This is a genomic window from Sphingomonas mali NBRC 15500, from assembly GCF_001598415.1.
Classification (GTDB): domain Bacteria; phylum Pseudomonadota; class Alphaproteobacteria; order Sphingomonadales; family Sphingomonadaceae; genus Sphingomonas; species Sphingomonas mali.
Window position 1 is genome coordinate 20,138 of record NZ_BCYX01000031.1, and the last position, 23,935, is coordinate 44,072.

At 66.2% G+C, this 23,935-nt stretch carries 22 protein-coding genes; 11 read left to right on the plus strand and 11 right to left on the minus strand.

What is annotated here, in order from left to right; genetic code table 11:
* The first annotated feature begins 86 nt into the window (after positions 1 to 86).
* From SMA01S_RS18175 to SMA01S_RS18190, 4 genes are read left to right on the plus strand one after another with little or no spacing between them, the layout of a single operon-like run.
* Positions 87 to 1,232, plus strand: coding sequence for a tetratricopeptide repeat protein (locus SMA01S_RS18175; RefSeq protein WP_066825703.1), 1,146 nt, complete (start codon positions 87 to 89; stop codon positions 1,230 to 1,232).
* A 43-nt stretch (positions 1,233 to 1,275) separates the two neighbouring features.
* A complete protein-coding gene (locus SMA01S_RS18180; RefSeq protein ID WP_084250417.1) occupies positions 1,276 to 1,665 on the plus strand; it encodes a TrbC/VirB2 family protein in 390 nt (129 codons plus the stop codon).
* Between the two features lie 59 nt (positions 1,666 to 1,724).
* On the plus strand, positions 1,725 to 2,294 hold the full coding sequence (locus tag SMA01S_RS18185) for an EF-hand domain-containing protein (RefSeq protein WP_245649328.1): 570 nt from the start codon (positions 1,725 to 1,727) through the stop codon (positions 2,292 to 2,294).
* Positions 2,295 to 2,296: 2 nt separating this feature from the next.
* The gene (locus SMA01S_RS18190; RefSeq protein ID WP_066825706.1) at positions 2,297 to 2,938 is read left to right on the plus strand and encodes an HAD hydrolase-like protein; all 642 of its coding nucleotides are present in this window, start codon (positions 2,297 to 2,299) and stop codon (positions 2,936 to 2,938) included.
* Between the two features lie 182 nt (positions 2,939 to 3,120).
* Here SMA01S_RS18190 and SMA01S_RS18195 read toward each other — a convergent pair whose 3' ends face one another.
* The gene (locus SMA01S_RS18195; protein WP_066825714.1) at positions 3,121 to 3,996 is read right to left on the minus strand and encodes an aldo/keto reductase family oxidoreductase; all 876 of its coding nucleotides are present in this window, start codon (positions 3,994 to 3,996) and stop codon (positions 3,121 to 3,123) included.
* A 95-nt stretch (positions 3,997 to 4,091) separates the two neighbouring features.
* Between SMA01S_RS18195 and SMA01S_RS18200 the strand changes: the two genes are divergently transcribed.
* The 4 genes from SMA01S_RS18200 (at position 4,092) to SMA01S_RS18215 (ending at position 9,379) form a co-directional block, all read left to right on the plus strand.
* On the plus strand, positions 4,092 to 5,006 hold the full coding sequence (locus SMA01S_RS18200; protein WP_066825717.1) for a LysR family transcriptional regulator: 915 nt from the start codon (positions 4,092 to 4,094) through the stop codon (positions 5,004 to 5,006).
* Between the two features lie 33 nt (positions 5,007 to 5,039).
* Entirely contained in the window at positions 5,040 to 6,176 is a 1,137-nt protein-coding gene (gene tgt, locus SMA01S_RS18205) for a tRNA guanosine(34) transglycosylase Tgt (RefSeq protein ID WP_066825719.1), read from the plus strand.
* Positions 6,177 to 6,178: 2 nt separating this feature from the next.
* Complete coding sequence (locus tag SMA01S_RS18210; RefSeq protein ID WP_066825722.1) at positions 6,179 to 6,376, plus strand: hypothetical protein; 198 nt, start codon at positions 6,179 to 6,181, stop codon at positions 6,374 to 6,376.
* Between the two features lie 132 nt (positions 6,377 to 6,508).
* Positions 6,509 to 9,379 (plus strand): M16 family metallopeptidase, encoded by a 2,871-nt coding sequence (locus SMA01S_RS18215; protein WP_066825727.1) that lies wholly within the window; start codon positions 6,509 to 6,511, stop codon positions 9,377 to 9,379.
* Positions 9,380 to 9,551: 172 nt separating this feature from the next.
* Here SMA01S_RS18215 and SMA01S_RS18220 read toward each other — a convergent pair whose 3' ends face one another.
* Positions 9,552 to 10,250, minus strand: a complete 699-nt coding sequence (locus tag SMA01S_RS18220; protein WP_439654316.1) for a Crp/Fnr family transcriptional regulator — start codon at positions 10,248 to 10,250, stop codon at positions 9,552 to 9,554.
* Between the two features lie 168 nt (positions 10,251 to 10,418).
* Here SMA01S_RS18220 and murA point away from each other — a divergent pair, with 168 nt between their 5' ends.
* Both murA and SMA01S_RS18230 read left to right on the plus strand, forming a co-directional pair.
* Complete coding sequence (gene murA / locus SMA01S_RS18225) at positions 10,419 to 11,702, plus strand: UDP-N-acetylglucosamine 1-carboxyvinyltransferase (protein WP_066825732.1); 1,284 nt, start codon at positions 10,419 to 10,421, stop codon at positions 11,700 to 11,702.
* Positions 11,702 to 13,279 carry an MFS transporter gene (locus SMA01S_RS18230; protein ID WP_066825735.1) on the plus strand — a complete coding sequence of 526 codons (1,578 nt, stop codon included), beginning with the start codon at positions 11,702 to 11,704 and terminating at the stop codon, positions 13,277 to 13,279. The genes murA and SMA01S_RS18230 overlap by 1 nt, the downstream gene beginning before the upstream one ends.
* Before the next feature lie 3 nt (positions 13,280 to 13,282).
* Here SMA01S_RS18230 and SMA01S_RS18235 read toward each other — a convergent pair whose 3' ends face one another.
* The 9 genes from SMA01S_RS18235 to lgt form a co-directional block, all read right to left on the minus strand.
* On the minus strand, positions 13,283 to 15,277 hold the full coding sequence (locus SMA01S_RS18235; RefSeq protein ID WP_066825737.1) for a GMC family oxidoreductase N-terminal domain-containing protein: 1,995 nt from the start codon (positions 15,275 to 15,277) through the stop codon (positions 13,283 to 13,285).
* A 103-nt stretch (positions 15,278 to 15,380) separates the two neighbouring features.
* Positions 15,381 to 16,172 carry a hypothetical protein gene (locus tag SMA01S_RS18240; protein ID WP_066825741.1) on the minus strand — a complete coding sequence of 264 codons (792 nt, stop codon included), beginning with the start codon at positions 16,170 to 16,172 and terminating at the stop codon, positions 15,381 to 15,383.
* The gene (locus SMA01S_RS18245; RefSeq protein WP_066825744.1) at positions 16,169 to 16,984 is read right to left on the minus strand and encodes an alpha/beta fold hydrolase; all 816 of its coding nucleotides are present in this window, start codon (positions 16,982 to 16,984) and stop codon (positions 16,169 to 16,171) included. The genes SMA01S_RS18240 and SMA01S_RS18245 overlap by 4 nt, the downstream gene beginning before the upstream one ends.
* The gene (locus SMA01S_RS18250; RefSeq protein WP_066825768.1) at positions 16,981 to 18,306 is read right to left on the minus strand and encodes a cystathionine gamma-synthase family protein; all 1,326 of its coding nucleotides are present in this window, start codon (positions 18,304 to 18,306) and stop codon (positions 16,981 to 16,983) included. The genes SMA01S_RS18245 and SMA01S_RS18250 overlap by 4 nt, the downstream gene beginning before the upstream one ends.
* 54 nt (positions 18,307 to 18,360) lie before the next feature.
* A complete protein-coding gene (gene pgeF, locus SMA01S_RS18255; protein ID WP_066825747.1) occupies positions 18,361 to 19,134 on the minus strand; it encodes a peptidoglycan editing factor PgeF in 774 nt (257 codons plus the stop codon).
* On the minus strand, positions 19,131 to 19,649 hold the full coding sequence (locus tag SMA01S_RS18260) for a GNAT family N-acetyltransferase (RefSeq protein WP_245649329.1): 519 nt from the start codon (positions 19,647 to 19,649) through the stop codon (positions 19,131 to 19,133). Before SMA01S_RS18260 ends, pgeF begins: the two co-directional genes overlap by 4 nt.
* Positions 19,646 to 20,155: a GNAT family N-acetyltransferase gene (locus tag SMA01S_RS18265; protein WP_066825750.1), complete on the minus strand. Its 510-nt coding sequence runs from the start codon at positions 20,153 to 20,155 to the stop codon at positions 19,646 to 19,648. The genes SMA01S_RS18260 and SMA01S_RS18265 overlap by 4 nt, the downstream gene beginning before the upstream one ends.
* Positions 20,152 to 21,195, minus strand: coding sequence for a class I SAM-dependent methyltransferase (locus SMA01S_RS18270; RefSeq protein ID WP_066825753.1), 1,044 nt, complete (start codon positions 21,193 to 21,195; stop codon positions 20,152 to 20,154). The genes SMA01S_RS18265 and SMA01S_RS18270 overlap by 4 nt, the downstream gene beginning before the upstream one ends.
* Position 21,196: 1 nt before the next feature.
* Entirely contained in the window at positions 21,197 to 22,072 is an 876-nt protein-coding gene (lgt, locus tag SMA01S_RS18275; protein WP_157094023.1) for a prolipoprotein diacylglyceryl transferase, read from the minus strand.
* 78 nt (positions 22,073 to 22,150) lie between these two features.
* Between lgt and SMA01S_RS18280 the strand changes: the two genes are divergently transcribed.
* On the plus strand, positions 22,151 to 23,836 hold the full coding sequence (locus SMA01S_RS18280; protein ID WP_174543167.1) for a class I adenylate-forming enzyme family protein: 1,686 nt from the start codon (positions 22,151 to 22,153) through the stop codon (positions 23,834 to 23,836).
* Positions 23,837 to 23,935 lie beyond the last annotated feature (99 nt).

Genomic DNA, 23,935 nt, shown 5'->3' on the forward strand with positions numbered 1-23,935 from the left:
CCGTTATAGATCGATCGATGTCCGTTCCCCGCCATCCTTGCCCCCGCGGCACCGGTCCTTGCCGGCTCGTCATTCGGGGGCGTTGAATGGCCGACGACAGCGATCTTGCTCGGCTGCTTCCGGACTCCCCGCCGCCGCGTCCCGCCGCGCGCGACGCGGCGATCGCGGCGGCGATGCGGCGGTTCGACGGCGTTCCCGATCCGGCGCCCGCCGTAGCGCCCGATCGGCGCCCGGCACGATGGGTGTCCGGCAAGCAGATCGGCGCGTTCGCCTCGATCATCCTCGTCGCCGGGATCAGCCTGTCGATCGCGCTCAACCGGCCCGATGGTTTGCAACCCGGTAGGGTCGCGACGCCGCCGGCCGATACCGCGCCGCGCTCGGCGCCGGCGCTCGATCGGCCCGGCGCTCCCAAGCCGCCGGCGACCAGTGCGGCCGAAGGGCCGACGCCTGCCGCCAAGCTGGAGCCGCCGATCCAAAAGCCGGTCGCACCAGCTGTCCCGGTCACCTTGGCCAGTGGGGCTGATCGTCGCGCCGCCGAGGATCAGGCACCCGCCGCCTCGCCCCCGCCTCCACCACCGCCCGCGCCTCCCGCAGCCATGGCACCGCCGCTGGCGCGGTTTGCTCCGCAGAGCGCGGCACCGCCAGCAGCTGACGAAAGCCCGATCGTCGCCGGTCGCAGGGCGCAGTCGAAAATTACAGAATCCGCAAGTCCGACTGCCGTAGCGAGCAGGACGGCGGACGAGGGCAGCGATAGCAACCAGATCGTCGTAACGGGAGCGCGCGCAAGGCGCCCGAATGCCTATGCCGCGCGCGGCGACTGGAATGCCTGCACGGTGATCGATCCCCAGGAAAGCCTGCGCGGCTGCAAGGGGCTGATCGGCATCGGTGCGAAGGGGCCGGCGGGCGAGGCGGCGGGACGCCTTTCCGATGGCTTGGCGCTCGCCTGGCGTGGCGACCTGGACGGCGCGATCGCCGCGTTCGACCAGGCGATCGCGCTCAAGCCTAAATTCGCCTTCGCTTATCTCAATCGCGGACTGGCCTATCAGCGCGAGGGGAACGCCGCGCGCGCCGCCGCCGATCTCGATCTCGCGATCAAATATGCGCCCTATGCGGCGCGCGGCTATTACAATCGCAGCGTCCTGCGGCGTGAGCAGGGTAACCGGCGCGGCGCTGATGCTGACGCGAACCGCGCGGTCCAGCTGGACCCGGATTATCCCGACCCGACCTCATGAACTGGCCCTATCGCCAGCCGTCGGCCCGACATAGGATCATGCCATGATCCTATCCTACGCACCGACCTCGCTCGCCGATTCCCCCGCGGGGTCGAGCGTGCTCGTCGCGGCGATTTCCTGGCTGCAGGATGTTCTGCTCGGCACAGTCGCGACGTCGATCGCGGTGATCGCGATCGCGGCGATCGGGTTCGGCATGCTGACCGGACGAGTCAATATACGCCATGGCGCGACCGTCGTCCTGGGCTGCTTCATTCTGTTCGGCGCATCGACCATCGTCAACGGACTGCGCTATGCGGCCAGTGGCGTTGGGGGTTATGATCCGCCGCCGGTAATCGTCGCCGCGCCTCCGCCCCCGCCACCGCCGCGCGTCCAGCCGACCGGGACGCCAGCGCCCTATGATCCCTATGCCGGGGCATCGGTTCCGATCCGGTAGCATGTATCGCCGGTCAGTGGCTGTTGCCGAGCCCGGCGCACTGGGGCACAGCCTGTCTCATGCCGCCGAATCGCTTTACGTCAGCCATCCGCCGCGGCTTCGCCCTGGCCTCGCCGACTCTCGTGCTCGCCTCCGCCATGCTGGCGATCGGCTTGTCCTGTCCGGCCGCCGCGCAGAACGACAATCGCGTTCCCGTTCCGCTGGGCAGCAAGAAGAACGCACCGGTATCGATCGCCGCCCCGCCGATCCTGGTGGTCGAGCCGGTGGCGATGATGATCGCGGCCTTCGACACGGACGGTGACGGCCGCGTGACGCGCGACGAGATGCGCAAGGGCGTGGCGAAGAGCTTCGATGCGATCGACACCGGCCACACCGGCAAGCTCGGCTATATCGCTTTTTCCGACTGGGCGCAGAAATGGCTGGGCGATCCCAATGCGCTGCCCGGCGCATATGAGACCGACAGCGACAGCGACAATCAGATTACGCTCGCCGAGCTCCAGGCGAAGTTCGACCAGATCTTCAGCCGGCTCGACAAGGATAAGGACGGCGTGCTGACGCGCGCCGAACTGCTGACGATCCGCGCCTTCCCGATGGGCGATGGCGGGAAACGCGGGAAACGAGGCGGATAATCGTGGTAGCCGCCCGGCATCCGTATCAGTTGGTCATTTTCGACTTCGACGGGACGCTCAGCGACAGCGGCCATTGGTTCTTGTCGATCGTCGACGATCTCGCCGAGCGTTTCCGGTTCCGCAGCGTCCATCCCGACGAAGTGGAGGGATTGCGCAAGCGCACCACGCGTGAGGTGATCGACCATCTCGGCATCTCGCGCTGGAAATTGCCGCTGATCGCGCGCCACGTCCGCGCGCGGTTCGGCCGGCACACGGACCAGATCCACTTGTTCGACGGCGTTCGCGACATGCTGCGGACGATCGACGAGGCGAAGGTGAGGATGTTCGTCTGCTCGTCCAACTCCGAAGCCAATGTCCGCGCGATCCTGGGGACTGAGGACTCGGCGCGGATCGAGCGTTTCTTCTGCGGCTCGGGCCTGTTCGGCAAGGTGCGCAAATTCCGCCAGGCGATCAAGGCGAGCGGCCTTCCAGCCGGCGCGATCCTGTCGATCGGCGACGAAACCCGCGACATCGACGCCGCCCGCGCGGTCGGGATCGGCGCCGGCGCGGTATTATGGGGCTATGCCAATCCCGAAATGCTGACGGCGATGCAGCCCGACGCGACCTTCGCGACGCCGCAGGACGTGGTCGACTATCTGACGTGATGGTGCGATCCGGTCGCCCCGTCCGGGGCTGGCGGACGATCGATATGCCGCGGACGGCGTCTTTCTCGGTCTTCTCGATGGACAGGTTCCGCATGGACCCGCTGTTGGGCAACACCGTCGATGACGCCGGCGACGAGGCCGCCGGCGGGATCGTGGTACCTCGCGGCTTGAACGCCTGTATCTCAGGCGGTCGCCATGGCGATGCCGTTCAGCTTGACTACGGCCTCCTCGGGCAGATCAATCGCGGCGACCGCCAGATTCTCGCTCAGGTGGGTGAGCGACGAGGTTCCGGGGATCAGCAGGATGTTGGGCGAGCGCCGCAATAGCCAAGCGAGCGCGGTCTGCATCGCTGTCGCGCCGATCGATGCGGCAACGTCGGACAGCGTCGTGGACTGCAGCGGGCTGAAGCCGCCAAGGGGAAAGAACGGGACATAAGCGATGCCCTGCTCCGCCAGCGTGTCGATCAACGCATCGTCCTCACGATGCGCGACATTGTACAGGTTCTGTACGCACACCACCGGCGCGATATCCTGTGCCTCGCGGACCTGGTTCGCGGTCGCGTTACTGATACCGAGATGGCGGATGATCCCCTGGCGCTGGAGATCGGCCAGCGCGCCGAATTGCGCCGCGATCGAGCCTTCGCTCGGCGCGTGAACATCGCCCATCACGCGCAAATTGGCCACGTCGATCGCATCGAGCCCTAGGTTGCGGAGATTATCCTCCACACCGCGCTTGAGGTCGTCGGGCGACTGGGCGGGAAGCCATGAACCGTCGTCGCCGCGGACCGCGCCCAGCTTGGTAACGATCGTCAGGGCGGCAGGATAGGGCGACAGTGCCTCCCGGATGACCTGATTGGTGACGTGCGGACCATAGAAATCGCTGGTGTCGATATGGTCGACGCCCGCCGCTACTGCCGCGCGCAGCACGGCGATGGCCTGGTCGCGGTCGCGCGGCGGGCCGAATACGCCGGGGCCGGCAAGCTGCATCGCGCCATAGCCGAGGCGGTGGACGTCGCGGTCGCCGAGCCTGAACGTGCCGGCCTTGGAGATGTTGGTCATGGGAACTCCTTCCTGGGAACGTCGCCAATCTAAAGGTTGCGCGTTTCACCGATAATCCGGCATAATGTGCACAGACCTGTGCGGATAAGCGAACAATGACTACCGGTCTCGGTGATCTCGGCGCTTTTATCGCCGTGGCGCGCGCGGGCGGTTTCCGCGAGGCGGCGCGGGCGACCGATGCCAGCCCGTCTGGGCTTAGCGAGGCGGTACGACGGCTCGAGGCACGGCTCGGCGTTCGGCTGTTCAACCGCACCACTCGTAGTGTAGCACCGACCGAGGCGGGTGCGCGGTTGCTCGAACGGCTGGGGCCTGCGCTGGGCGAGGTCGCGTCCGCCCTGGCGTTGGTTGCCGATTTCCGCGACCGGCCGGCGGGGACGCTCAAGATCAACGTGCCCGGCAGCGCGCTCAGGACCGTGTTGCCGGCGATCGTTCCCGGCTTCCTGGCGGTCTATCCCGAGATCAAGCTCGAACTGGTCGCAGACGAATCGTTCGTCGACGTGCTCGCTGCGGGATGCGATGCCGGCATTCGCTACGAAGAGCGGTTGGCCCAGGACATGATCGCGGTGCCGATCGGCCCCCGCGTGCAGCGCTTCGCCACCGCCGCGGCACCCGCCTATTGGGATCGGCACGGTCGGCCGGAGCATCCGCGCGATCTGCTCGGCCATGCCTGCCTGCTTGGCCGCTTCGCCAGCGGGCGACTAACCGCGCCGTGGGAATATGTATGCGGCGACGAGATCGTTCGAATCGATCCCAAGGGGCCGCTTATCGCTTCCGTCGGCGGTGGCACCGATCTGATGATTGATGTCGCGATTGCCGGCGGCGGCGTGATCAGTTCGTTCGAGGATTGGCTACGCCCCCATTTCGAAAGCGGCGCGCTGGAGCCGGTGCTGCAGGAATGGTGGGACAGCTTTTCGGGACCGTTCCTATATTATCCCGGACGTCGGCTGGTACCGCCGCCGCTGCGAGCCTTCATCGACTATGTGAAGGCGAGTGCGATGGGCGGGGCGTGACCCGCGCGTCGACAGCGGTTAGAGCCGCGCGCCATGAACCCCCGTTTCGATTTCAAAATCCACACCACCGACGGCAAGGCGCGTACCGGCGCAATCGCGATGCGGCGCGGCACGATCCGCACGCCGGCCTTCATGCCGGTCGGTACCGCCGCCACGGTCAAGGCGATGAAGCCCGGCGACGTCCGCGCGGCTGGCGCCGACATCATCCTGGGCAATACTTATCATCTGATGCTCCGCCCGACTGCCGAACGCGTCGCGCGGCTGGGCGGCTTGCACCATTTCATGGGCTGGGACCGGCCGATCCTGACCGATAGCGGCGGCTATCAGGTGATGAGCCTGTCTGAGCTGACCAAGCGCGACGAGAATGGGGTCGAGTTCAAGAGCCATCTCGACGGTACGCGGCATCTGATGAGCCCCGAACGGTCGATGGAGATCCAGCGGCTGTTGGGATCGGACATCGTCATGGCGTTCGACGAACTGGTCCCGACCACCTCGACGCCGGAGGTCCAGGCGGCGGCGATGGCGCGGTCGATGCGCTGGGCGCGGCGCTCGCGCGACGCTTTCCTCTCCGGCGGCGAGCACGCCGACAATGCCGCGCAATTCGGCATCCAGCAGGGTGCGCTCGACGAGCAATTGCGGGGGCAAAGCGCGGCGGCGCTGACCGAGATCGGATTCGACGGCTATGCGATCGGCGGGCTCGCGGTGGGCGAGGGGCAGGCGGCGATGTTCGGCTGCCTCGATTTCGCGCCCGGGCAATTGCCGGCGGACAAGCCGCGCTATTTGATGGGCGTGGGCAAGCCCGACGACATCGTCGGCGCGGTCGAGCGCGGGGTCGACATGTTCGACTGCGTGCTGCCGACGCGCTCGGGCCGCACCGGCCAGGCATTCACCCGGACGGGTCCGATCAACATCCGCAACGCGAAGTTCGGCGAGGATCAGGGGCCACTCGATCCCGAGTGCAGCTGCCCGGTCTGCGCGACTTGGGAACGCGCCTATCTCCATCATCTCGTCCGCGCCGGCGAGATTCTTGGCGCGATGTTGATGACCGAGCACAACATTTGGTTCTACCAGGCGTTGATGGCGGACTTGCGCGCGGCGATTGCTGCTGGAACGCTCAACGCATTTGCGAGCGGATTCCGGGCACGCTACGGTCAGGGACGAGGAGAGTAAGCGTGACCGACAAGCCCGAAGAAGAGAATGAGATCATGGCCGCCGCGCGGATCGCCAAGGAGCGCCAAAAAGGTGCCGAGGGCACGCCCGAACCGGCGAAGCTCAGCAAATGGGGCTTGGCCGCACTGGGCGCGGGGGTCGGGTCGGCGGCGATAGCGGCAGCGGTGCTCTACGCCAATCGCAACAAGAAGCGTGGATGACGACCGACGCCTGATCGCCGATGCCTGTCCTTGGCAACGGCGGCAGGCGAAGTGGGTTTCGGCGGGCGATTGACTCGCGCCGTTTTAGCGCGACACATCGCCGCCATCCTCACCTCCTTTGCGGAGAATTGAATGCGTCTGACTCGTGCTGCCCTGTTGATGGGCGCCGCCCTGCTTCCCCTTGCCGCCACCGCCGCGCCGCCGGCCAAGAAACCCGCGCCCAAAGCGGCCGTGGCCGCGCCGGCCAAGGCAGCCGCCGTCAAGCCGATCGCCTATACCGTCCGCACGCTCGCCAATGGCCTGCGTGTCTATGCGATCCGCGATACCAAGACCGCCAACGTTTCGGTCCAGGTCTGGTACGATGTCGGGTCGAAGGACGATCCCAAGGGCAAATCGGGCTTCGCGCACATGTTCGAACATCTGATGTTCAAGGCGACGAAGAATTTGAAATCGGAGAATTTCGATCGGCTGACCGAGGATGTCGGCGGCTATAACAACGCCTCGACCAACGACGATTACACCAATTATTTCGAGGTGGTTCCGGCCAACCATCTCGAACGGCTGTTGTTCGCCGAGGCCGACCGCATGGCGAGCCTGGTGGTCGAGCCGGTGAGCTATGCGTCCGAGCGCGACGTGGTGAAGGAGGAACTGCGCCTGCGTACGCTGGCGACGCCGTACGGCAAGCTCTATTCGATCTATTATCCCGAGATCAGCTACCGCGTGCATCCCTATGCGCGGCCCGGGATCGGCAGCCTGGAGAATCTCGAAGCCGCGACGATCGACGATGTCCGCGCCTTCCACGCGACCTATTACCGGCCCGACAATGCGGTGCTGGTGGTCGCCGGGAATTTCGACCCGGCGCAGTTGAACCAGTGGGTCGACAAATATTTTGCCGGAATCAAGAAGCCCGACCGCCCGATCCCGCGCGTGACCGTGACCGAGCCGCCGCGCACCACGCCGACCCGCTATACGGTCTATGAGCCCAACACGCCGCTACCCGCGGTACTGGTCAGCTATCAGGTGCCATCCGACAACAATGCCGACATTCCGGCCTTGACCCTGCTCGACGCGATCCTGTCGCGCGGCGACAGCTCGCGGCTGTATCAGGACCTGGTCTATCGCGATCAACTCGCGCAGTCGGCCAATACCTTCCTCGACACCAAGCAAGGCACCGGCTCGTTCGTCGTCACCGCGACGATGGCCGACGGCAAGAGCGTCGCCGACGGCGAGAAGGCATTGCGCGCCGAAGTCGCCCGCGCCCGCGATACGTTGGTAACCCCGGCCGAGCTGACTCGTGCCAAGAACCAGCTGATCACCGCCACGATCGAAAGCCGTGAGACCGCCGACGGCAAGGCCTCGACGATCGCGCGATCGGTGATCATCGACGGCGATCCCGCCGCCGCCGACAAGCAGCTAGCCGCGATCGGCAAGGTGACCGCCGCCGATATCCGGCGCGTGGCGCGCAAATATCTGACCGACAATGGCTCGGCGCTGATCAACTATATGCCCGCCGAAATGGCGCCCAAGGACGGACCCAAAGGCGACAAGATCGCAGTCCCCGATACCGTCGAGGTCGCCGAGCTGAAGACGCCGGGCAATGTCGACGTGGTCAAGCCGGCGAGCGACGCCGACCGTGTCGCCGTGCCCGCGCCGGGCAAACCGGTGGTCGCGGCGCTGCCCGCGCCGGTGACGATGACGTTGGCCAACGGCCTGAAGCTGATCGTGGTCGAAAAGCACGATCTGCCGCTGATCACCACGCAAATCCTCGCCAATGGCGGCGGCGCCGCCGATCCAGCCGACCGCGCCGGGCTCAACAGCTTGACCGCCGACCTGATGACCAAGGGCACCAAGACGCGCTCGGCGACGCAGATCGCCAATGAGGTCGAGAAGCTCGGTGGCTCGATCAGCTCGGCTGTCGGCTGGGACGCCGCGGCGGTGACGCTGGGGGTCAAGTCTGACCAGATCACCCCGGCGATGGCGGTGCTCGCCGATGTCGCGCGCAACCCGGTGTTCACCGAGGAGGAACTCGAGCGCGACCGTGCGCAGACGATCGATGGCGTCCAGGTCCAGCTCAAGAATCCGGGCCGGCTCGCCTCGCTGGTCGCGGCGCGGACGGTGATGGGCGGCGGGCCTTATGGTCATCCGATCACAGGCACGCCGAGGTCGCTCAAGGCGATCACGCGAAGCGAAGTGCAGGCCGCCTATGCGCGAACCTGGGCGCCGGCGCGCGCGACCATGGTAATGGTGGGCGACATCACGCCCGCCGCCGCCAAGGCGCTTGCCGAGGCCAATTTCGGCAGCTGGCAAGCGAAGGCCATGCCCGTCGCCACCCCCAAGACCGATTCGACCAACGCGGCGCCGCGGATCATCGTCGTCGACATGCCCAATGCGGGGCAAGCGGGCGTCGTCGTTGCGCGGCCCGGCATCGCGCGGAGCGATCCCGATTTCTACGCGGCGAGCGTCGCCAACGCGACTCTGGGCGTCGGCTTCTCGTCGCGGCTCAACCAGGAAATCCGCATCAAGCGCGGGCTGGCCTATGGCGCGGGCAGCGGCATCGCGGCGCGGCGCCAGCCGGGCTATGTTGCCGCCAATACCCAGACCAAGAATCCCTCGGCCCCGGAAGTGGTCGGCCTGATCATTGACACGATGAAGGGGATGGGTGCCGCACCCGTCCCCGACGCCGAACTGGCGTCGCGCAAGGCCGTGTTGATCGGCGATTTCGGCCGCGAAACCGAAACGACCGGGGGTATTGCCGGCGTGCTGGGCGATTATGTCGTCGAGAATGTGCCTTTGTCCGAACTCAAGGCATTCACGCCCAAGGTCGAAGGCGTCGACGCAGCCGCGGTGCAACGGGTCGCGCAACGGCTGCTCGATCCGACCAATGCCAGCATCATCGTGGTCGGCGACGCGAAGCTGTTCCTTGACGATCTCCGGAAGAAATATCCCAGTGTCGAGGTGATCCCGGCGGACAAGGTCAATCTGGACAGCGTGTCGTTGAAGTAACCGTCATGCCGGGCTTGTCCCGGCATCCAACGTGCAGCAACGGACGTCTTCCGTTGAGGAGAGTTGGACCCCGGCACAAGGCCGGGGTGACGGTTTTGAATGTGCCGTGGAATATTGGAATTTAACGTCGGGGGGGACGGTTTCCCGTTCCCCCCGACGCCCCCCTCCGAGCTTAATGAGCGGCCGGCAGCCAGCTCAGATCGAGTCCTTCGTAGCGGTCGACATAATTGGCCGCGCGCAGCAGGCCGCGTTCGTTGGTGAAGGTGACGCGCCCGTTTTCGCGCGCGATCAGCCCTTCTTCCTCGATCTGGCGGAGCATGCGGTTGACATGGACCGCGGTCAGGCCGGTCGCGTCGCCAATCTCTTCCTGGGTCAGGCCGATCGTGAACGTGTCGGTGATCGACTTGTCGCCCGCGCGCAGGCGGTTGCGCATATCGATAAGGACCGCGGCGACGCGCGCCTTGGCAGAGGTGCGGCCGAGCGCGGCGAGCCGGTCGGTCAGCGCAGCGCGCTCGATCTGGCTGTAGACCAGCAGCAGCGCCGCGAGTCGCGGGTGCGCGTTGATGGTCTCGCTCAGTGCGGCGCGTTCGAACGGCGCGACGATGCCGTCGCTGAGCGCGGATAGCGTCTCGGGCGTTTCGCGATAAACCAGACTAGACAAGGCAACCACGTCGCCCGGGAACAGGAAGCGCAGGATCTGGCGGCTACCGTCGTCGAGCAGCATCGATGACATCAGCACGCCCTTGCGCACGACGAACATCTCGCTGGCGCGATCATTCTCCCGCTGGATCGTCGCACCTCGCCTGATCGGCCGCTCGCGCTCCTCGAGCCGTTCGAGCGCTGCATGTTCTGCCGGGGTAAGGGTAACCAGATCGCTCAATCTTTCGGCGAAACAACTGCCTGACACGTCGAACCACACTCCCCCGGACCTCGGGGGCGTACAGAGCAGTGCGCGCGGACCTGTGCATTAAAGTCGATCAATGAACGTTACAGGCCTGTTGCGCTTGCTTGCGGCGTGGCGGGCGATAGAAGCCTTTGGATGGACCGTATCCTCATTCGCGGCGGCAATCGCCTGACGGGCAAACTGCCGATTTCGGGCGCCAAGAATTCGGCGCTGACGCTGATGCCCTGCGCACTCCTGACCGAAGAGCCGGTCACGCTCCGCAACCTGCCGCGGCTCGCCGATGTCGACAGCTTTGGCCACTTGCTCAATCAGCTCGGCGTATCGACCGAGATCGAAGGCGCGCGGCCGAGCGATTTCGGCCGCGTCATGACGATGCGCGCCGGACGGCTGACCTCGACCGAGGCGCCCTACGATATCGTGCGTAAGATGCGCGCGTCGATCCTGGTGCTGGGCCCGCTCGTGGCCCGCGCGGGCGAGGCGACCGTGTCGCTGCCCGGCGGCTGCTCGATCGGCAACCGCCCGATCGACCTTCATCTGAAGGCGCTGGAGTCGATGGGAGCGCAAATCGAGCTTGCCGCCGGCTATGTGAAGGCGATCGCGCCCGGCGGGCGCCTGCCAGGGGGCCGTGTCGCCTTTCCGATCGTCTCGGTCGGCGCGACCGAGAATGCGCTGATGGCCGCGGTGCTCGCCAAGGGCGGCACGGTGATCGAGAATGCCGCGCGCGAGCCGGAGATCGTCGATCTGTGCAATCTGCTGCTCGCGATGGGCGCGTCGATTTCGGGCGTCGGCACCGAGCGGCTCGAGATCGAAGGTGTCGAGCGCCTGCACGGCGCCACCTATCGCGTGATGCCCGATCGCATCGAGGCGGGGAGCTATGCCTGCGCCGCGGCGATCACCGGCGGGTCGGTCGAACTGGTCGGGGTCAAGCCCGATGACATGCGCGCGACGATCGCCGCGCTGATCGATGCCGGCGTCAGCGTCGAGGAAAAGGGTAGCTCGCTGTTCGTGTCGTCGGACGGCAAGCTCAAGCCGCTGACACTGTCGACCGCGCCGTTCCCCGGGTTTGCCACGGACATGCAGGCGCAGTTCATGGCGATGCTCTGCAAGGCCGACGGCGCCAGCGTGTTGACCGAGACGATCTTCGAGAATCGCTACATGCACGTGCCCGAGCTGGCGCGGATGGGCGCCGACATCCAGGTGCGTGGGCGCACCGCGGTGGTGCGCGGCGTCGACCATCTGATCGGCGCGCCGGTGATGGCGACCGATCTGCGCGCGTCGATGAGCCTGATCATCGCGGGATTGGTCGCCGAGGGTCAGACCGAGGTCAGCCGCGTCTATCACCTCGACCGCGGCTATGAGCGGCTCGAGGAGAAATTGCAGGCGGTCGGCGCCGATATCGAACGCGTCGGCGACGGCTAATGGCAAAAGCGGGGGGGCTCAGCACCACGCTCAGCGATCGCCAGGCACTCTGGGCGTTCGCGCTCGGCTGCGTCGCGGTGACGATCGGCGTGCTGATGCATGTGCCCATGTTCCTGATGGGCCGGACGATGCATTACCGGCTCGCCGGCATGGCGATGGGCTGGGACATGGTGCTCGGCATGGGGCTGATCATCGCCGGCGTCGGCATCGCCGCTTACGGTCTGTTGCCGCGCGATATCGCCAAGCAGCGCGCCGAGAGCGGGGCGATCGAGATTTCCGCGCCCGAGGACGCGCCGCTGAGTTGGGCGCATTGGCGGCTGATGCTGGTGCTGGTCGTGGCGCTGATCATCGATGTGATGAAGCCGGCCTCCTTGGGATTCACCGTCCCCGGCATGGTCAGCGAATATGGCGTGCCCAAAGCGACGGTCAGCCTGGTGCCGTTCTTCGCGTTGATCGGTACCGTGACGGGATCGGTGCTGTGGGGCGTGATCGCCGACATTTATGGTCGCAAGGCGTCGATCCTGTTGTCGGCGGTGATGTTCGTCGGCACGTCGATCTGCGGCGCGATGCCCAGCCTCGCCTGGAATATCGGCATGTGCTTCATGATGGGTGCGGCGGCGGGCGGGATGCTGCCGGTGACCTATGCCCTGCTTGCCGAAATGATGCCCAACAAGCATCGCGGCTGGAGCCTGGTGCTGGTCGGCGGCCTTGGCGCGGTCGGCGGTTATTTCGCCGCGAGCGGCTTCTCCGCCGTCCTGCAGCCGATCTTCGGCTGGCGGATTCTGTGGCTGCTCAATCTGCCCAGCGGGTTGCTGTTGGTGCTGCTGGGCGGGCTCATTCCCGAGTCCGCCAAATTCCTGCTAGCGCGCGGTCGTGAGACCGAAGCGCGGGCGGTGATGGCGCGGTTCGGCGCGACCGCGAAGCGACTGGCGCCGCTGCCGCCGCTTCCGGCGGGGACGGTGAGCCACGCGCTGACCGGGGCCAAGCTGATCGGTAAGCTCGCCGCTTTGTCGATCGCGGCGATCGCCTGGGGATTGATCAATTTCGGGCTGCTGTTGTGGTTGCCCGCCGATCTGGTCGCCAAAGGATATTCGGTCGCGGTGTCGAGCAAATTGCTCGCCGAATCCGCGCTGATCGCCTTTCCGACGGTGTTCGTCGCGGCGCTGATGTACAGCCGCTGGAGCACCAAATGGTCGCTTGTGACAATGATCGGCGTCACCTTGCTCGGGCTGGTCGGAGTGCTGCGCCTCGAGCTTGCCGGGATCGGCAGCCCGGTCTTGCCGGTGGCGTTGCTGATCGTCGGATCGAACGGCATCATCGCGATCCTGCTGCCTTATACCGCCGAAAGCTTTCCCCTGCGCGTCCGTGGTCGCGCCACCGGTTGGGTCGCGGCGTGCACCAAGGGCGGCGGCGTTGCCGCGCAGGCGCTCAGCATCACCGCTTTGGTCCCGGCGATGGGCGTGACCGCGGGACTGATCATCGTGCCGACGGCGCTCGCGCTCGGCTTGTGCGCCTGGTTCGGCCGTGAAACCAAGGGCAGGGACCTGCGTCTCCTGGACGATGCGGTGGCCGGCTAAAGTTCAGAATGGCGCGATTGCGGTGGCGTAATGCGCCATCGCCATGGTCGTTAGCTGCGCATTGACCCGGATGCAGCTGGCGAAGGTACTGGCATCGGTGACGAGCACGTTGGCGGTGCCATGGACGCGGCAGTCGAGGTCGACCACGCCGTGTTCGCGATCCTTGCCGCGGGCGTTGCCTCCCTGGGGATGCGAGCTCGACAAGGTGACGTCGTCAGCCTCGCTGATCGCGTTTTCGAAAAAGGCATCGACATCGTCGCCCGGCTTGAGCGTCTGGCCGCGTGCCAGCGCCGGATAGACCTCTTCGGCGCCGGCCGCGAAATGAACCTTGGTCAGCGCCGATAGCGCGCGCTTGAGCAACGGAATCTCGACGTCGTCGCGCAGTTTGAAACTCAACCCCGAATCGATCAGCTGCCCGCAGCGATCGGCCGGGATCAGCACGCCCGCCGACGCCATCCGGCCGTAATTGCGCATCCGCTGGGCATGATCGCCGAACCAGCCGGGCATCAGGGTCGACATGCTCATCGGCGGCTGGAAATGCGATTCGAGCAGGAAGTCGCCGCGATCGACATAGGTCGCCATCTGGTCCTCGTCCCAGCTGCGCATCGATTGCTCGCCGGGCATCAACGCGACGACCGGGCAGGCGATGTTGAGAGAGATGCCGGTGCCGGTACCGTCGATCCCGCTCGCCGCCAGGATGCGGCTCGACGCCATCGTGCCGGCGGCGACCACCACGCCTTCCCGCGCGCGGATGAAATGCTTGCGCCCGTCGGCCAGCACGACCTCGACTCCGGTCGCGCGGCGCTTGTCCCAATCGAGCGGGGTTTCCCAGCGGATCGCCGTGACGGTTGTATCGGCCAGGATATGCGCATCCTTCTTGCGCGCGTCGAGCAGGAAGGACTGCGCCATGCCCTGCTTGCGGCCATAGGGACAACCGGTGTTGCAATAGCCGCAATAGGCGCAGGCCGCGCCGATATTGTCGGGGCCGTAATTCTTGCTGAACCAGGGGGTGGGGGAGGCCTGGTCGCCGGGAAGGCCCGTCGTCGCCGCGTGCGCCGCCCATCCGCGTTGCAGGTGCGGACCGTTATTGCGCCCGGCGCGCGCGTCGATCGGACCGACCGACAAACGCTGTTCCACTGCACGATAAGCGGCGTCGAACCGGCCGCGATCGACCGGCGCGCCGAGCTCGGCCCATTTGGCGAAGATGTCGGGCGCGTCGGGATGCGTCAGCCCGGACTGGTTGACGCGCAGGCAGATGCCATTGTTGAGCACGGTCGACCCGCCGACGACGCGGCCCTGGAACACGACGACATCGTGATCGCGGCTGGTCTGCACCCCGCCATCGACGAACAGCCGCGCGGTCATTTCCCATTCGCGATGGTTGATCTTGGATGAGGGGTAGAAAGGGCCTGCTTCCACCACCAGCACGTCGTGCCCTTGCGCTGCCAGTGTCGCCGCCGCGACCGCACCGCCGGCACCCGATCCGATCACGATAACCCCGGCTTCATCGGGTGCCTCGGTCAGGATGTCGGCGTCGGTCAGGTCGCGGCCGGGAAAATCGGTGATCGGCACTTCGCCGGGCGCCGAGCGGTCGCGGTGCGCGGGCAGGGTGAAACCGATCTGCGCGAGTACCGGATTGTCGCGATTGTCGTCCTGAGTCTCGCCCTGCCAATGGCCGTAATAGCCGGCATAGACGACGCTGCGGACGCGGGCGAGGTCCTGCATCAAGTCATTGCGTGTGCGTTCGAGCCGCTTGGCGACCTGCCGCGCGCGCCAGGCGGGACTGAGGATCAGGAACAGCGGCCCGCCCATGACGAGGCAGAGCAAATAGAGGCTGAGCCCGATCTCGGTCGCCTTGCCACCCTTCACCAGCGCGAACTGGCGTTGGAGGTTGGCGACCACCTGGCTCGACGGGATCGCCATATCGACATTGTGAAACAGCGCCTCAGTCAGCGCCTTCAGGATCGCGGCCTGGACGAAATTGAACGGCTTCCCCATGCCCTTACTCCCCGCTGCAAGGTCAGTCGGGGCAGTCATAGCGGGTTTGTTCGTGACCCGAAATCGCGTTCGACGTCACAATGGGGCGAATTCCTCTCCAAGCCTAAGCCTCCCACCATCCATCTTTATTGGGTGTCCACCATCGCGCGCGCGCGGCGATCCGGGCGGCGAGCCCGGCTTGCCGCGACAGCACGAGCGGCAGGCCGGTTTGCGCCGCCAGGCGTTCGACGTCGGCGTCGGAGAGGTCGGTCGGCACCCCGCCAGCCTCCCGGCAGGCGAGACGATAGAGCTCCATTTCCTGGCCCCAGAAATAGACCGACGCCGCGTCGATATTGGCCTGGAGGCGGTGGATATCGTTCCATTTACCGGACTCCACGACCTTGGCCCAGATGTCCGCTTGCAGGCTGTCGACCGGGGCATCGGGGCGCCAGTCGAAGGCGTCGGCGTTGATTACGGTGATCTTGTCGCGCGCCGCCGCCGGCAATTGATCGAATACGCCTTGCTCGGCGATCAGCGCGATCACGTTGGGATCGCGTTCGACGATAGTGACGCGCTCGACCGCCGGGTTCAGCGCGACATTGGCCGCCGCCCAGCCCATGCCGAGACCCAGCACCACCGTGTGGCCGCGCGCCGCGGCAATGCCGATTTCCTGGCTTTCGACCTCCATCGGTACGATCGACATCCAGGTCGTGTCGCCGTCATGGACCGGCCCGGTGAGCACTGCGCTGCCGAGCGTCGCGTATGGGATACCCCAATAGCCGCGGCTGGCGGGAAGCAGGATGACGCTCAATACCCATTGTCCCCAAGTTCCGCCTGTATATTGCGGCAGCCACAAAGGCGTCTCGAACGTGCCGAGCAAGGCGGCCGGGCTGATCGTTCCGGGATCGACCGTCACAACGCGGTGGGCAGGACGTGCGCGATTGCATGAGCGATCGCGGCGGGTTGCTCGGGGAGCAAGGCATGACCTGCGCGTTCGATCAGGGCGACAGTGACGCGGTGGGGGAAGTCAGCGGCGAGCAGGTCGGCCGAATCGCCGCGCGGGGCGATCCGATCCGCCTGGCCCTGCAGCACCAGCATCGGACGCTCGCCGCCATCCCACCATGATTCGACCGGGGTCGCGCGGACTGCGGCACCCTGGAGCATTGCGGTGGCCGGATGCCAGCCGCGGCGCCAATGGTCGGGAACCGGATTGCCGTCGGCGAAGAAGGCGTAGGTCAGGTGTCCGAGATGCCTCTCGGCCGGCTGATCCGGGTCGAAGCATGCGAGCAAGGCCTCGTGCGCTGGCCCCGGAATCGGGCGCTTGCCTCCGGCGGCGATCAGCACCAGCCGTTCGGCGACGTCGGGGTGCCGGGCCGCGGTAGCCCGCGCCAACCGGTTGCCGAAGGCGTGGCCGATCAGCGTTGCCGGGGCGGCGTCCTCGGCGACGATCACCGCCCGCACGTCGTCCGCGAGATCGAACAGCGTGACTGGCGCTGGCGATATCTCGCTGAGCCCGACGCCCGGCGGATCGATCGCGATCGTCCGGTGGCTGATCGCGATCGCGGCGGTCAGCTCGTTGAAGTCGCTTGCCTCGCGGCCGAGACTCGCGAGCAATACCACCGCCGGTCCGGCGCCGCGTACCCAATAGCCGATCCGCCGTCCGTCGCGGACGATCGACCGTTCCTCGCCTTCGCAAGGGCGCGCGACGCTGTCCGGCCGGTCGCTCACACCGTCTCCAGCGCGGCCTCGAAATCGGCGATCAGATCGTCCGCGTCCTCGACGCCGATCGAGATGCGCACGAGGTTGTCGGTAATCCCCAGCGCCTGCTTGCGCGCGTCGGGCACCGACAGGTGCGTCATCGCGGCCGGGTGCGAGGCGAGCGTCTCGGTGCCGCCCAGGCTGACCGCCAGCTTGGCGATCTTGAGTGCGTCGAGGAACGCGAAAGCCTCTTTCTCGCCGCCCTTGAGGTAGAGCGAGAAGGTCGATCCGGCCCCCGAACAATGCCGCTCGTAGATATCGGCCTGGCGCTTGTCTTTGCCGTCCTTCAGGAAGCCGAGATAGCCGACGCGCTCGACCTTGGGATGATTGCGCAGGAATTCGCAGACCTTGGCGGCGTTTTCGCCGGCACGGCTCATACGCAATTCGAGCGTCTCCAGGCTGCGCAGCAGCATCCACGCGGTGTTGGGATCGCAGATCGTGCCGATCGTGTTGCGCATCAGCCGGATGGTGTTGATATGCTCCTTCGATCCCAGCACGCCGCCCGCCACCAGATCCGAATGGCCGCCGGCATATTTGGTCAGCGAATAGACGACGATATCGGCGCCGTGCTCAAGCGGCTTGTGCCACAGCGGTCCCAGGAAGGTGTTGTCGATCGCGATCGGCGGCTTGTTGGCGCCGGTGAAGATCGCGTCGCGGCTGGCCGCGACCGCCTGGACGTCGACCAAAGCGTTGGTCGGGTTGGCCGGGCTCTCGAGATAGATCAATGCGACGTTGCCCGACGCGGCCTTCGACAGCACCGCGTCGATCTCGGCGCGCGTCGCGCCCGCCGGGAAATCGAGCCAATGGACGCCGAACCGCCCAAGGATGCGGGCGATCAACGTCTCGGTCGCGGCGTAGAGCGGGCCCGAATGGACGATCGTGTCGCCCGGCTTCACCATCGCCAGGAACAAAGTGGCGATCGCCGACATGCCCGACGAAAAGGCCAGCGCGTCCTCGGCGCCTTCCCAGATGCCCAGCCGGTCCTCGAGAATCTCCTGGTTCGGGCCGTTGAACCGCGAATAGACCAGCCCCTCGGCGCCGCCCGGACGCTTGCCGGTGACGCCCTCGAAATGGCGCTTGCCGGCGGCGGCGTTGGGGAAGACGAAGGTCGAGGTCAGGAAGATCGGCGGCTTGAGCGCTCCTTCCGACAGCATCGGATCGTAACCGTGCCCCATCATCAGCGTCGACGGCTTGAGCTTGCGCCCGCCGATCGATGCCGGCTCGGTCTTCTTGGGGGCCAGGGCTTCAACCCCGGTCAAATCGGCTTCAGTCTCGGTCGGCGTCTTGGGCATCATCTACTCCTTTGGCCGACGCTGTAGCGCCGTGTGGTTTCAGAAGAAACTAGTTCATCCTGCCGATCGCAGTCCGATGATCGAAATCTGTCGGCCATAATCGGGCTCACCATGGTGCGTCGCGCGGCGGAAGCTGTAGAAACGATCCGTGTCGGCATAAGTGTCGAGCCCCATCATTTCGATGGTCCGCACCCCGGCAGCGGCAAGGCGATGCGCAACATAGCCTTCCAGGTCGAATTGCGCATGGCCCTCGCGTCCGGCGGCGAAGAAGCGCTCGTTCTCCGGGTCCTGCTCTTCGAATCGGCGCTCGAACGCCGCGTCGACCTCGTAGCTCGCCCGGGCGATGCACGGGCCGATCGCGGCGGCGATGCGATCGCGATCGGCGCCGAGTTTTTCCATCGCCGCGACGGTCGCGTCGGTGACGCCGCCGAGCGCGCCCTTCCACCCCGCATGCGCCGCGCCGACTATCCCGGCCTCACGGTCGGCCAACAGGACGGGCGCGCAATCCGCGGTCAGGATGCCGAGCGCCAGGCCGGGGCGATCGGTCACCATGGCATCGGCATGCGGCCGTTCGCGGTCGTCCCAGGGCACAGACAGCGTCACACAGTCCGCCGAATGAATCTGGTAGAGCGAAATGAGTTCGGCGCCCGGCAGGACCGCCGCAATCGCACGCCGGCGATTCTCGGCGAGCTCGGGGCCGATCTCGACCTGCCCGCGCCGGCCCAGGTCGAGCCCCTCGGTAATCCCGGTCGAGACGCCACCGCGCCGTCCGAGAAATCCGTGTTCGACACCCTCGAGCGCCCGTGCGCGATTGACCTCGACGGTCATAGCGTCAGCCTCATCAGGCGGTCGTCGTCCTGATGGTCGCCGACCATGAACGTGTATTTGCCGATCTCCACGAATCCATAGCGTTCGTAGAACCGGCGGGCGCGATGGTTGTCGACGAAGACCGACAGGATCATCTCGGTGGCGCCGCGCGATCGTGCCTGATCGAGTGCCCAATCCATCAGCACCGGGGCAAGTCCCGCGCCGTGATGTTCGCCCAGGATATAGAGCTGGTGCAGCTCGATCGCGCTATCGGGCCAGTCGCCGGGAAAGGTGACCGGGCCGATCTTGCAATAGCCGACGATCGTGTCGTTGTCGGTCGCCACGCGGACGCGATAGGCCGGGTCGGTCAGGTCGGCGGGCAATCCGGCCGATCCGAACGCGGCGTCGAGGAACTGCGCCAGATCTTCCTGACGATAGAGCGTCCCGAACGTGTCGGTGAAGCTGCGCCGCGCCATCGCCGCGAGTTCCGGTCCGTCGGCGGGCGTCGCGTCGCGATAGGCGACCGCCGCGCTCACAGCGCCAGCCGCATGATGTGATCGGTGTCGACCTGCGTGCCGACCGCGAAGGCATAGTCGCCGACATGCTCGAAGCCGTGCTTGCGATAGAAGGCCGCCGCGCGGTGGTTCTCCTCCCACACGGTCAACAATAGAGCCGTCGCGTCTTCCGCCCGCGCGGTGGCGATTGCCCAGTCGAGCAACGCCTTGCCGACGCCCGCGCCGTGCTGGTCGCTGCTGACATAGATCTGGCTCAATTGCAGCGCACCGGGCTCGGCATCGGGCAGCCAGGGCGGGTTGACCTTGGCATAGCCGACCACCCGGCCATCGGCGAGCGCTAGGTGAAAGCGCGCGGCACCGCTCGACAAGTCGGCGAGCAACTTGCCGTTAGGGCCATAGGCCTGGGCGAGATAAGTGGCCGCATCCTCGGCAGAGACGCCGTGCGCGAACGTCTCGATCCAGATCGCCTGCGCCATGGAGTCGAGCGCGGCGCCATCGGCGGGGGTTGCATCGCGATAGACGATCATAGGAATCCTGCCGGAATTGGCCAGTCGCGCGCGGTCCAGGCCATCGCCCTGAACAACGTCCCCATCTGGTCGTCCTCGACCAGCCGCGCGCGATCGGCGGCGATCGCCTCGGCCTTCTCTGGCGTCGAACGCGCCAGCGCCTCGGCGCGCGGATCGATCCCCAGTGCGGTCAGAAACGCGCCTTGTCCGACCGGGCCGTCGACCCGCACGCCCTCGACGCCGGCGGCCGCGGCCAAAGTGGCGAAATCGACATGCGCGGTCAGGTCGCGGCTGCCCGGTTCCTCGAACGGATTGGCGAATTGGTGCCCGCTCACGGCCTGCAACGTGTCGCCGATCGCCGGGCCGTCATAGCCGTAATCGACCACCAACGCGGCGCCGCCAAGGGCCATCAGGCGCTGGGCCAGCGCGCGGCCGATCGCCACCGACGCCGGCGAGGTTTCGATCACCGATCCGACCGGAGCGTCGCGCAGAGTCTCGGGGATCACGCTGGCGGGCACGTCCTTGCCCGCGATCGGCAGGAATAGCAGATCCTGACAGGCGACCAGCCGCTCGCGCCAGGCATCGGCCGCCTTGACCAGTTGTCGGATCGGCAGCGCGTCAAAAAATTCGTTGGCGACCGCGATGATCGGCCGGTCGTCGGGCAGTTGCGCGATATCGTCGTGCCAGGTGGCGTAAGGGACCGCGGCGCGCTGCCGGGCACGCAGTATCGGGCTGGTCTCGACGAAATGGACCGGCGGATCGAGGCCGACCCGGCTCATCGCGCGCATCGCGTCGGCGGTCAGCGTGCCGCGCCCTGGACCGAGTTCGACCCAATAGACATCGGGCTCGCCCGCGCGCTGCCACAGATCGGCGGCCCACAGCCCGATCAGCTCGCCGAACATCTGGCTGACCTCGGGCGCGGTGGTGAAATCGCCTGCCGATCCCAATGGGTCGCGGGTCGCATAATATTCGGCATTGGCCGCTGCCATATATTGCGACAGCGGGATCGGCCCCGCCATCGTGATGGCGCGCGACAGCCGATCGGGCAGCGACCCGTCCATCTCAGGCGACGCTTTCGTCCCCGGCGATCGGGGTGACGCGGTCGCGCCGGCCCTTGGCCGTCCACATCAGGTAGATCCCGCCCAGGATCATCGGCACGCACAGCCACTGGCCCATATGCAGATAGCCATTGTCGAAGATCGTGCCCTGGAATTGCGCATCGGGCTCGCGGAAGAATTCGACCGTGAAGCGCGCGAGGCCGTAACCGGTCAGGAACAGGCCGACGAGCTTGCCCGGCTCGTACCGCGCCTTGGTCCGCCAGAAAGCGTAAGCGAGCAATGCGAACAGCACGATGCCTTCGAGCAGCGCCTCGTACAACTGGCTCGGGTGGCGCGGCATCATCCCGGCATTGGGGAAGATCATCGCCCAGGGCAGGTTGGGATCGGCGGGCCTGCCCCACAATTCGCCGTTCACGAAATTGGCGAGACGACCGAAGAACAGTCCGAACGGCGCGCAGCAGGCGACGTAGTCGTGGATGCGCAGCCAACTCAGCTGGCTGCGCCGCGCGAACAAGAAGATCCCCAGCGATGTGCCGAGCACGCCGCCGTGGAACGACATGCCGCCTTCCCACAATTTGAAGAAGCCGAAACTGGTGAACAGCTTGGGATCGTAGAACAGCACATAGCCGATCCGCCCGCCCAGGATGATGCCGAGAGTCGCGTAGAACACCAGGTCCTCGACGTGGCGCTTGGCCATCGGCGCACCGGGCGCGCGCAGCAAGCGCATCAGGTACATCCAGCCGACGACGATGCCAGCGATGTAGGCGATCGAATACCATTTGATGTCGAATAAATCGCGGCCGAACAAATGGATGTGCAGCAGCACCGGGTTGAGGTGCAGGTCGTTGAAATCGATCGCGGTCAGTGCATGCAGGATCAAGGCTTTTCCCCGGGCTTTGTCGCTCCCATAAGGGGGTAAGGGTCTCAAGTCGACAAAGACCAAGCGGAGAGAATGCCGATGCCGAGTGCGCTCGATCTACGGATGGACGGCGGAATCGAAAAGCTGACCGGTCCCGGCGCGCCCATGGCAGTGACCGAGATCGAGGTGCGCGGTCGGACCTATCCGGCGATCGCCGCGGCGCCCCCCAGTCTGGCGCATTATTTCGCGCATTTCTGCGGCCAGCATGCCGATGTGACCTTTCTGGTCGCAGGCGAGGAGCGGCTGACCTTCGGGCAGGTCTATGAGCAAGCTGGTGGCGTCGCGCGGTCGCTGGTGGCGCAGGGGATAAAGCGCGGCGACCGGGTCGGCATCGCCATGCGCAATTCGCCGTCATGGATCGCGCTCTACATGGGCGTGCTGATGGCGGGCGGGATCGCCGTGCTGCTCAACGGCTGGTGGCAGTCGGAGGAGTTCGCCGATGCGCTGGCCGAGGTCGAATGCGCGATCGTGTTCGCCGACCCGCCGCGCGGCAAGAGGCTGGCGGAGATTGCCGGGCTGACCGCGCGCGTCGTGGTGATCGACGATTTCAAGCCGCTGTCCGAGGCACTCGCCGAATTGTCGAGTGACGTGGGGACGGCGTTGCCCGAACTTGGTCCCGACGATCTCGCCACGATCCTGTTCACCAGCGGGTCGACCGGCCAATCCAAGGGGGCGCTCAGCGATCATCGCGCCGTGCTCCAGGCGACGCTCAATTACCTCGCTCAGGCATTGATGATGCTGGGTTTCGCGACCGAGGACGGCAACCCGCCGCAGGGTCAGCCGTCGACGCTGCTCAACGTGCCGCTGTTCCATGTCACCGCCGAAGTACCGGTAATGCTGCAGAGCTTCGCGATGGGCCGCAAATTGGTGCTGATGCCCAAATGGGATGCCGAGGACGCGATGCGCCTGATCGAGCGCGAGAAGATCAGCTATTTCGTCGGCGTCCCGCTGATGAGCTTCGAGATCCTGACCCATCCCAATCGCGCCAAATACGATCTGTCGACGGTGACCGATTTTGCCGCTGGCGGGGCGCCGCGTCCGGTCGATCATGTCCGTCGCATCAACGAAGAAATGGGCGGCGCGGCGCCGCTGATCGGCTATGGCCTGACCGAGACCAATGGCGTCGGCTGCGGCAATTGGCGCGAAAACTATCTCGCCAAGCCCAATTCGACCGGCCGCGCCTCGGCGCCTTTGGTCGATCTCGCGATTCTCGACAATGCCGGCAAGGCGCTACCCGCGGGCGAGCGCGGCGAGGTGGCGATCCGCTCGATCTGCAATTTCCGCGAATATTGGCAACGGCCCGATGCAACCGCTGCGGCGTTCAGTCCCGATGGCTATTTCCTGACCGGCGACATCGGCTATCTCGACGAGGACGGCTATCTGTTCATCGTCGACCGCAAGAAGGACATCATCATCCGCGGCGGCGAGAATATCAGCTGCCAGGAAGTCGAGGCGGCGATCTATCGGCACCCGCTGATCGCCGAAGCGGCGGTATTCGGCTTGCCCGACGAGAAGTTCGGCGAAGTGCCCGGCGCGGTGGTCCATTTCCATGAGGGCCAGATGGTCGACGAGCACGCGCTGCAGGACTTTTTGTGCGAGCATATCGCGGCGTTCAAGGTGCCGACGCGGATCTGGATCGCCGCCGATCCGCTGCCCCGGCTTGGTACCGAGAAGATCGACAAGGTTGGGCTCAGGGCCAAGTATCGCGCGCTGGCGACTGTCTAAATCCTCCCCGGGACGGGGAGGGGGACCATTCGCGCAGCGAATGGTGGAGGGGCCCCCGCCATTCACTACCGGCCGGCTTGTTCCTAGTTTGTCGCGGGG